Raw genomic sequence first — 7,678 nt, 5'->3', positions numbered from 1 at the left:
TGTCCTCGTCGCCCGCGATGACCATGAAGGGCACCTTCTGCTTCTGGGCGTTGCGGATCTTCTTCTGCATGCGGTCCGAGGAGGAGTCCACCTCGACGCGCAGGCCCTGCTTCTTGGCCGCCGCCGCGAACTTCTCCAGGTACTCCACGTGCGCGTCGCCGATCGGGATGCCGATGGCCTGGACGGGGGCCAGCCACGCCGGGAAGGCGCCCGCGTAGTGCTCCAGGAGGACCGCGAAGAACCGCTCGATCGAGCCGAACAGCGCGCGGTGGATCATGACCGGACGCTGCTTGGAGCCGTCCGGGCCGGTGTACTCCAGGTTGAACCGCTCGGGCAGGTTGAAGTCGAGCTGGATGGTCGACATCTGCCAGGTCCGGCCGATCGCGTCCTTGGCCTGGACGGAGATCTTCGGGCCGTAGAAGGCGGCGCCGCCCGGGTCGGGCACGAGGGGCAGACCCTGCTTCTCGGCGACCTGGCGCAGAGTCTCGGTCGCCTCCTCCCAGACCTCGTCGGAGCCGACGAACTTCTCCAGGTCCTTGGTGGACAGCTCCAGGTAGAAGTCGGTCAGGCCGTAGTCGCGCAGCAGGCCGAGGACGAAGGTGAGCGTCCGGTCCAGTTCCTCGGACATCTGCTCGCGGGTGCAGTAGATGTGCGCGTCGTCCTGGGTGAAGCCGCGGGCGCGGGTCAGGCCGTGCACGACGCCCGACTTCTCGTACCGGTACACGGTCCCGAACTCGAAGAGGCGCAGCGGCAGTTCGCGGTAGGAGCGGCCGCGCGCATCGAAGATCAGGTTGTGCATCGGACAGTTCATGGGCTTGAGGTAGTAGTCCACGCCCTCGTCGAGCTGCATGGGCGGGTACATGCCGTCGGCGTACCAGTCCAGGTGCCCGGACGTCTCGAAGAGCTTCCCCTTCGTCGCGTGCGGGGTGTAGACGAACTCGTAGCCCTCCTCCTCGTGGCGGCGGCGCGAGTAGTCCTCCATCACGCGGCGGACGATGCCGCCCTTGGGGTGGAAGACGGCCAGGCCGGAGCCGATCTGCTCGGGGATGGAGAACAGGTCCAGCTCGGAGCCGAGCTTGCGGTGGTCGCGCTTCTCGGCCTCGGCGAGGAAGTCGAGGTACGCCTTCAGCTCGTCCTTGGACGGCCAGGCGGTGCCGTAGATGCGCTGGAGCATCGGGTTCTTCTCGCTGCCGCGCCAGTAGGCGGCCGCGTTGCGCATCAGCTTGAACGCCGGGATCAGCCGGGTGGAGGGCAGGTGCGGACCGCGGCACAGGTCCTTCCAGCACAGCTCGCCGGTCTTGGCGTCCAGGTTGTCGTAGATCGTCAGCTCACCGGCGCCGACCTCGACGTCCGCGCCGTCGTCGCTGGAGGCGGAGCCCTTCAGGCCGATCAGCTCCAGCTTGTACGGTTCGTCGGCCAGCTCCTCGCGGGCGGCCTCGTCCGTGACGACGCGGCGGGCGAACTTCTGCCCGCGCTTCTGGATCTCCTGCATCTTCTTCTCGATGGCCTTGAGATCCTCGGGAGTGAACGGCTTCTCGACGTCGAAGTCGTAGTAGAAGCCGTCCTTGACGGGCGGGCCGATGCCCAGCTTGGCCTCGGGGAACAGCTCCTGCACGGCCTGCGCCATGACGTGCGCGGTGGAGTGGCGCAGGATGTTGAGGCCGTCCTCGGAGCCGATCTCGACGCCTTCGACCTCGTCGCCGTCGGACAGCTCGTGGGTGAGGTCCTTCAGCTCGCCGCCGACGCGCGCGGCGATGATCGAGCGCTCGCCCGCGAAGAGGTCGGCGGCCGTAGTGCCCGTCGTCACCACGCGTTCTTCCCGCTCGGAATCGCGTTGGATGATCACACGGACGTCTGACACCGGTCTCTCCTGACTGAAGGTGGGGTGCGGCGCCATACCAGGAGCGCGCGCACGGCCGATCGTACCGACCCGACGGCGCCCACCGCGAAACGGTTACGTTCGGTCGCCCTCCGCTCACTCCTGCCCGCGGGCCTCCTCGAAGAAGTCGAGGTTCTCCTGGAGGGACTTCGTCAGCCGTTCCCGCTCCCCCTCGTCGACCTGCACGGGGACGACACCGGAGGCGCCGGTGAGCCTGCGGAAGCCGCCGCGGCTCTCCAGCCGGCCGGGCACACGGACGGGGAGTCCGACGAGGTGGGCGTGGCCGGCGATGCGGTAGTCCTCCTCGTCCAGGGTGACGCGCAGGTGCGGGACGTCGGCGCCGGCGAGGACGCGCAGGCGGACGGTGCCCCCGCCACCGGACCCGGAGCGGCGCATGCGCACGACGGCGCCGGTGACGCGGACCGGGACGGAGGGCTCCGCGCGCACGTAGCGGGCGGCGGCCTCGCGCAGCGCGGGCAGGTCCCCGGGGGAGAACTCCACGGGTTCCGCGGAGGAGGCGCAGTCCTCGGGGACGCCGGCGCCGGGTGCCCAGGCGACGGCGACCCGGGCGCCCTCGGTGCCCCGGACGAGCGCGCCGATCGCCTCGGTCAGCTCGCGGCTCACGCCCGCCTCGACGGCGCCGTCGAAGGCGTCCATGCCGCCGGTGGCCCGCCGGTAGTCGATGGCCTCGCGGGCGGCGTGCAGGGCCAGGTGGAGGCGGACGGCCAGGGGGCGGCCGGCGGGCACGGGGACGAAGGCGGTGAGGGTGCGGCCCTCGGCGGCGGGGCCGACGAGGACATCGGCCAGGAGGGCGGCGGCGGCGCGGCGGTGGCGGGCGCCGTGGTAGCCGGCCCGGGCGCGGGTGGCGAGCGCGGCGGCGAGCAGCGTCTGCCGGGCGGCGGCGCGCAGCCGGTCGTCGGCGCTCCAGGGGGCGGCGCCGGCGGGTCCGCCCGGGGTGTCGCGCCACCAGCGGATCTCGTCGCTGGGGACGGCGAGGGAGATCAGCACCTCCCGCGCGGAGGGCGTGGGCGTGCGGGCGAGGGCGTCGAGGGCCTCGCCGAGCAGGTCGTCGCTGTCGGGGAAGGCGCGGCTCTCGGGGACGAGCAGGCTGGTGCCGGTGCCGCCCGGGCCCGGCGGGGTCCAGCGGCCGTACCGGCCGGGGGCTCCGCCGCGCCGCTGCCAGCCGTGCCGGCGCAGCAGGGCGCCGAGGACGGCGGGGTCGACGTCGGCGGGCCGGGGCGGCCGGTTCCCGGGCAGGTCGCCGGGGTGCGGCCGGACCTGCCGTATCGGCTCCTCGCAGGGACGGTTGCTCATGGTCTGCCTCCCGTCCCGACCCGCGTCATGATCTCGCAGAGGGCCCGGTCGTCGAAGATGCGCGAGGTCGGTATCCGCACGGTGGTCCGGTGCCGGCCGGTGACGGGGTGGCCGGCGAGGTTGGTCCAGTAGCAGCAGTGTCTGAGGTCGAGCCGGTCGTGGCCGGCGCGCAGCCAGTCGTCCTGGGAGCGCGGTACGAGCATCACGACCAGGATTTTGTGCACCGCGACGGGGGTGCGGGCGAGCTTGCGCAGGTGGGCGTTGTCCAGGGTGAAGGAGAAGGAGGGGCCCGGCGGCTCGGGCGCCACCTGGTAGGTGGCCTTCAGCTGCACCTTGACGGTGACCTCGTCGTCGACGGTGTGCCCGGGCGCGCTGTGGCTGACGTGCCAGTCGATCCCGTTGTCCGGGAAGGGCTGGGACAGCGAGCAGCCGGCCGCGGCGGCGACCGCGTGGAGATAGCCGACCTGCAGTGTCTCCATGCAGGCGGTGGTGGCGAGCGTGCCGCGCTGGGTGCCCGGGCGTCCGGGCAGCAGCCCGCCCCGCTCGGGCTGCGCCATGACCATGACCAACAGCCTTCCCAGGCAGGGGTTTCTCCGCTGCGGGCCGCTGAACTGCAAAGACCCGTATTCCTGTTGTCTCCGCCCGGCGTACGGCGCAAACGGCCCGGGTATCACCAAACGGGCGGAAGACGGTACGTCAGCTGCCGTGGGTGAGCGAGGAGTTGGGTTGGGATGACGACCTGGTACGAGGGGCCGCTGGCCGCCTTCGACACGGAGACGACGGGCGTGGACGTCGAGACCGACCGGATCGTGTCGGCCGCCGTCGTCGTCCAGGACGCGCCGGGGACCCGGCCCCGGGTCACCCGGTGGCTGGTGAACCCGGGGGTGCCGGTGCCGGAGGCGGCGACGGCGGTGCACGGACTGACGGAGGAGCACCTGCAGCACAACGGGCGCTGGCCGGCTCCGGTGATGTACGAGATAGCCGAGCAGCTGGCCGAGCACGCGACGCTGGGCCGGCCGCTGGTGGTGATGAACGCGCCGTTCGATCTGACGCTGCTGGACCGGGAGTTGCGCCGGCACCGGGCGTCGGCGCTGGACCGCTGGTTCGAGTCGGTGCCGCTCAGGGTGCTGGACCCGCGGGTGCTGGACAAGCACCTGGACCGGTACCGCAAGGGCCGGCGCACACTGGCCGATCTGTGCGAGCACTACGGCGTGACGCTGGCGGACGCGCACGACGCGGCGGCGGACGCACTGGCCGCGCTGGACGTCGTACGGGCGGTGGGCCGCCGTTTCGCGGCCCGGCTGGAGCGGCTGTCCCCCACCGAACTGCACACGCTGCAGGCGAACTGGCACGCGGCGCAGGCACGGGGCCTGCAGGCCTGGTTCGCGCGCAGCGGCTCGGAGGAGATCGTGAGCACGGAGTGGCCGCTGCGACCGGAGCTGCCGGCGGCCGCGTGACCCCGGCGGCATGAAGAAGGCCGGCCCGCTGCTGCGGACCGGCCTTTCCCGGTGGGCGATACTGGGTTCGAACCAGTGACCTCTTCGGTGTGAACGAAGCGCTCTCCCACTGAGCTAATCGCCCGGGAACGCACTGAACAATACAGGCCCGGGCGGGGTTCCTTCAAACCGCTTCGAGCCGGCGCCGCAGTCCGCGCCGGCCGGCCCGCATCATCAGGCGGTGGTTGAGGCGGAAGAGCGGCCGTCCGGGCACGGCGAGCCGCCTGAGCAGGGGCTTGCGCACGCGGACGTCCTGGTCGTAGCGGGCGAGCGTGCCGGGGCCGCCGGCGGTGACCGTCCAGCGGGCCCAGCCGTCGAGGTCGCCGGAGAGGGTGACCTCCAGGATGCCGGCGGCCGGGTCCCGGCGGGTCTCCCGGACGGTGGAGGTGAGGCGGTACGGCAGCGCGGACCCGATGGTGATCACTCCCGTGCCGTCGTCCCGGCGGATCACCGCCCGCACCTGCGGCCACCAGCGGGGGTAGTCCTCGGCCCGCTCCAGCTCCGCGTAGACGGCGGCCGGCGGGGCGGGCAGCGGCCACAGGCTGCGGAAGCGGTAGTGGTTCCAGTCCATGGGACGAGTGTGGCGCGCGGACGTGCGCGGATCTGAGTACGGGTACTCAGGCGCGCCGGCCGTGGCCGGTGTCACACTGGGCGCGAGCGCCGCCGCCCGTGCGACGGCGCTCCTCCGCGGAAGTGATGCAGGCTCAGATTCCCGGCCCGGACCTCCGGCTCGAGATCGGGAACAATTCCGCGCTTGTCGTATTTCCGAAGGAAAGTGACGGCGTTTTGGAAAACGTCCGGGGGATTTCCGCCGGCGCCTGGAAGTCCTTCTCGACCCTGATCTTCGGGTACTTCTCCTCGAAGAGCGCGATCGCCCGGTCGACCGCCTTGGCCCGCACCTCACGCGAGTAACGGATCGTCACCGCCCCGCCCTCTTCTGGAATCGCTTTCGCTCCGTGCAATGCGCCGCCCCGACGATCCCGAACCCGCTTCGAGTACGCGCTTGCCACTGGGCGTCGGCGGAACGAGGCAGCGTCGGCGCTGCGTCGGCGGCACGGAGCTGTGGGGCGGTTGTTGCGAGGCGCGGGCCGGGTGGGCCGCCGGCCCGCGGGACCGCCGCCGCGGCTGGGGGCGGGCGCGGTGACCGGTGGGGCCGGACGGACGGCGCGGCCGGTGCCACGGCCAGGTCGGGCCGGTGGCGGTCGGCAGGAGGACCGGCCATCCGCCGGGTGCGGGTCCCTCGCGCCTTGTCGCGCAGTTCCCCGCGCCTCCTGGCTCCTTGGCCCCGGGCCCAGGGATCGCCGACGGGTCGTGATCCGGTGGGCCGGCGAGGGGCGCCGCAGTGGGCGCCGGTTCCGCGGCAGGGGGTGCAGACGACGATGGCCCACCTGCTCTTCGCAGATGGGCCGTCGGTCCGGGTGGGCGATACTGGGTTCGAACCAGTGACCTCTTCGGTGTGAACGAAGCGCTCTCCCACTGAGCTAATCGCCCGGGCGCAGGAAGAACATTACCCCATGTCAGCGGGTGCTTCCGACCACCGCCGACCGGCGCACGCCCCCGGCCCCGCCCCCGGCCGGCCGCGTCACTGGTCCTTGATCTTCCAGGGCATGACGAAACCGAACTTCCACAGGTAGATCCCGGCGAGCACGCCGATGATCACCAGTCCGATCGCGGTCAGGGTGATGTTGCGGCGGCGCACCCTGGGGTCGAGGGCCCGCTGGGCCGCCTCGGTGACCTTGCGTTTGGTCCAGCGGAGCACGAGCTGCGCCCAGACGAACTCGGTCGCCCAGATCGCCATGCCGCCGAAGATCACCACCCAGCCGGGACCGGGCAGGGGCAGCATGACGATGCCCGCGCCGACCACCGCCAGGCCGACCACGAAGACGCCGACCTGCCAGCTGAGGTGCAGGAGCCGGCGGGCCTTGACGAATTCCGGTGCCCGCGAGCCGAGCCCGTGCTCGCCCTCCCGGCCGGCCCCGGGACCGTCCGTCCCCGTCTCGTCCGTCCTCGCCCTGTCCGCTGCCACGGCGACCTCGCCCGGCTCGTCACTCCCCGTATTCATACAGACAAACCCTACCGGAGTGAAACCAGTCACCGGAATGGCGGCCGGACTGGTACGAGTTCTCGGCCGGAAGAGTTACGTAAAGACACGCAAAACCCTCAGAGGGGTTTACAACGGCACCGTAGGTGGCATGTCGATTTCGCCGACGTGCGAATCCCCGAGCGCACACTGAGCGAAAGGCCCTGGCGCTTATGAACACCACGGTCAGCTGCGAGCTGCACCTGCGCCTCGTTGTGTCGAGCGAGTCCTCCCTGCCTGTCCCCGCAGGCCTGCGGTACGACACGGCCGACCCCTACGCCGTGCACGCCACCTTCCACACCGGAGCCGAGGAGACCGTCGAGTGGGTGTTCGCCCGCGACCTCCTCGCCGAGGGCCTCCATCGGCCCACCGGCACCGGCGACGTCCGCGTCTGGCCATCGCGCAGCCATGGTCAGGGCGTCGTGTGCATCGCCCTCAGCTCCCCGGAGGGGGAGGCGCTGCTGGAGGCCCCGGCGCGAGCCCTGGAGTCCTTCCTGAAGCGCACCGACGCCGCCGTGCCGCCCGGCACGGAACACCGGCACTTCGACCTGGATCAGGAGCTCTCGCACATCCTGGCGGAGAGCTAGGTCGCCGCCCCTCGAAGCAGCCCGGCGCCGTCCACTCGGGGAGACGGCTCGGGCCTGGACAACCGCAAACGGCACAGGCCGACGCCGTCACCGTGAGTGCCCGCGGAGACGGCGTCGAGCTGTGCGCTTCCGACGCGGTGAGTGAGCGAGCGCATGCGGTGCGTCGGCACCGGGGTGGGTCCCGCCGGCCACGCCCGGGCGGGTCCGGTCGGCCGGGCGGTGGAGGCGTTCCGGGCGCCGTGGGTGATCAACCGAACGCTGTGCGGTGGGGTGCCGTCACGCACGGGCCGTGGTGGCGGGAACCGCCGGCGGCTGTCCGGCG

At 72.0% G+C, this 7,678-nt stretch carries 8 protein-coding genes, 2 tRNA genes and 1 pseudogene; 3 read left to right on the top strand and 8 right to left on the bottom strand.

Annotated elements, in window-relative coordinates; translation table 11 throughout:
• The 3 genes from thrS to IE312_RS27790 all read right to left on the bottom strand — a co-directional run.
• Positions 1-1,861, bottom strand: a 1,861-nt coding sequence (gene thrS / locus IE312_RS27800) for a threonine--tRNA ligase (protein ID WP_229900515.1), incomplete at its 3' end; no start/stop codon positions are given.
• A 114-nt stretch (positions 1,862-1,975) separates the two neighbouring features.
• The gene (locus tag IE312_RS27795) at positions 1,976-3,193 is read right to left on the bottom strand and encodes a hypothetical protein (RefSeq protein ID WP_189985044.1); all 1,218 of its coding nucleotides are present in this window, start codon (positions 3,191-3,193) and stop codon (positions 1,976-1,978) included.
• Entirely contained in the window at positions 3,190-3,756 is a 567-nt protein-coding gene (locus IE312_RS27790; RefSeq protein ID WP_189985043.1) for a DUF4365 domain-containing protein, read from the bottom strand. Before IE312_RS27790 ends, IE312_RS27795 begins: the two co-directional genes overlap by 4 nt.
• Positions 3,757-3,924: 168 nt before the next feature.
• On the opposite strand from IE312_RS27790, the gene IE312_RS27785 reads away from it, so the two are divergent.
• Positions 3,925-4,650, top strand: a complete 726-nt coding sequence (locus IE312_RS27785; RefSeq protein ID WP_189985042.1) for a 3'-5' exonuclease — start codon at positions 3,925-3,927, stop codon at positions 4,648-4,650.
• Positions 4,651-4,702: 52 nt separating this feature from the next.
• On the opposite strand, the gene IE312_RS27780 is transcribed toward IE312_RS27785, so the two are convergent.
• The 5 genes and pseudogenes from IE312_RS27780 to IE312_RS27760 form a co-directional block, all read right to left on the bottom strand.
• Positions 4,703-4,774, bottom strand: a tRNA-Val gene (locus tag IE312_RS27780).
• 39 nt (positions 4,775-4,813) lie between these two features.
• Complete coding sequence (locus IE312_RS27775; RefSeq protein ID WP_189985041.1) at positions 4,814-5,260, bottom strand: SRPBCC family protein; 447 nt, start codon at positions 5,258-5,260, stop codon at positions 4,814-4,816.
• Positions 5,261-5,355: 95 nt separating this feature from the next.
• Positions 5,356-5,618, bottom strand: a pseudogene (locus tag IE312_RS27770) (sugar ABC transporter substrate-binding protein); the annotation flags it as partial.
• 490 nt (positions 5,619-6,108) lie between these two features.
• Positions 6,109-6,180, bottom strand: a tRNA-Val gene (locus IE312_RS27765).
• A gap of 91 nt (positions 6,181-6,271) precedes the next feature.
• A complete protein-coding gene (locus tag IE312_RS27760) occupies positions 6,272-6,751 on the bottom strand; it encodes a TIGR02611 family protein (protein ID WP_189985039.1) in 480 nt (159 codons plus the stop codon).
• A 191-nt stretch (positions 6,752-6,942) separates the two neighbouring features.
• On the opposite strand from IE312_RS27760, the gene IE312_RS27755 reads away from it, so the two are divergent.
• Both IE312_RS27755 and IE312_RS42110 read left to right on the top strand, forming a co-directional pair.
• On the top strand, positions 6,943-7,356 hold the full coding sequence (locus tag IE312_RS27755) for an SsgA family sporulation/cell division regulator (RefSeq protein WP_004002642.1): 414 nt from the start codon (positions 6,943-6,945) through the stop codon (positions 7,354-7,356).
• A gap of 141 nt (positions 7,357-7,497) precedes the next feature.
• The coding region (locus IE312_RS42110; protein ID WP_229900514.1) for a hypothetical protein at positions 7,498-7,678 on the top strand (181 nt) is incomplete at its 3' end.

This window comes from Streptomyces capoamus (genome assembly GCF_014654935.1).
GTDB lineage: Bacteria > Actinomycetota > Actinomycetes > Streptomycetales > Streptomycetaceae > Streptomyces > Streptomyces capoamus.
Note: the sequence above shows the minus strand (reverse complement) of the source record. Positions and strands in the feature narration are given on the sequence as shown.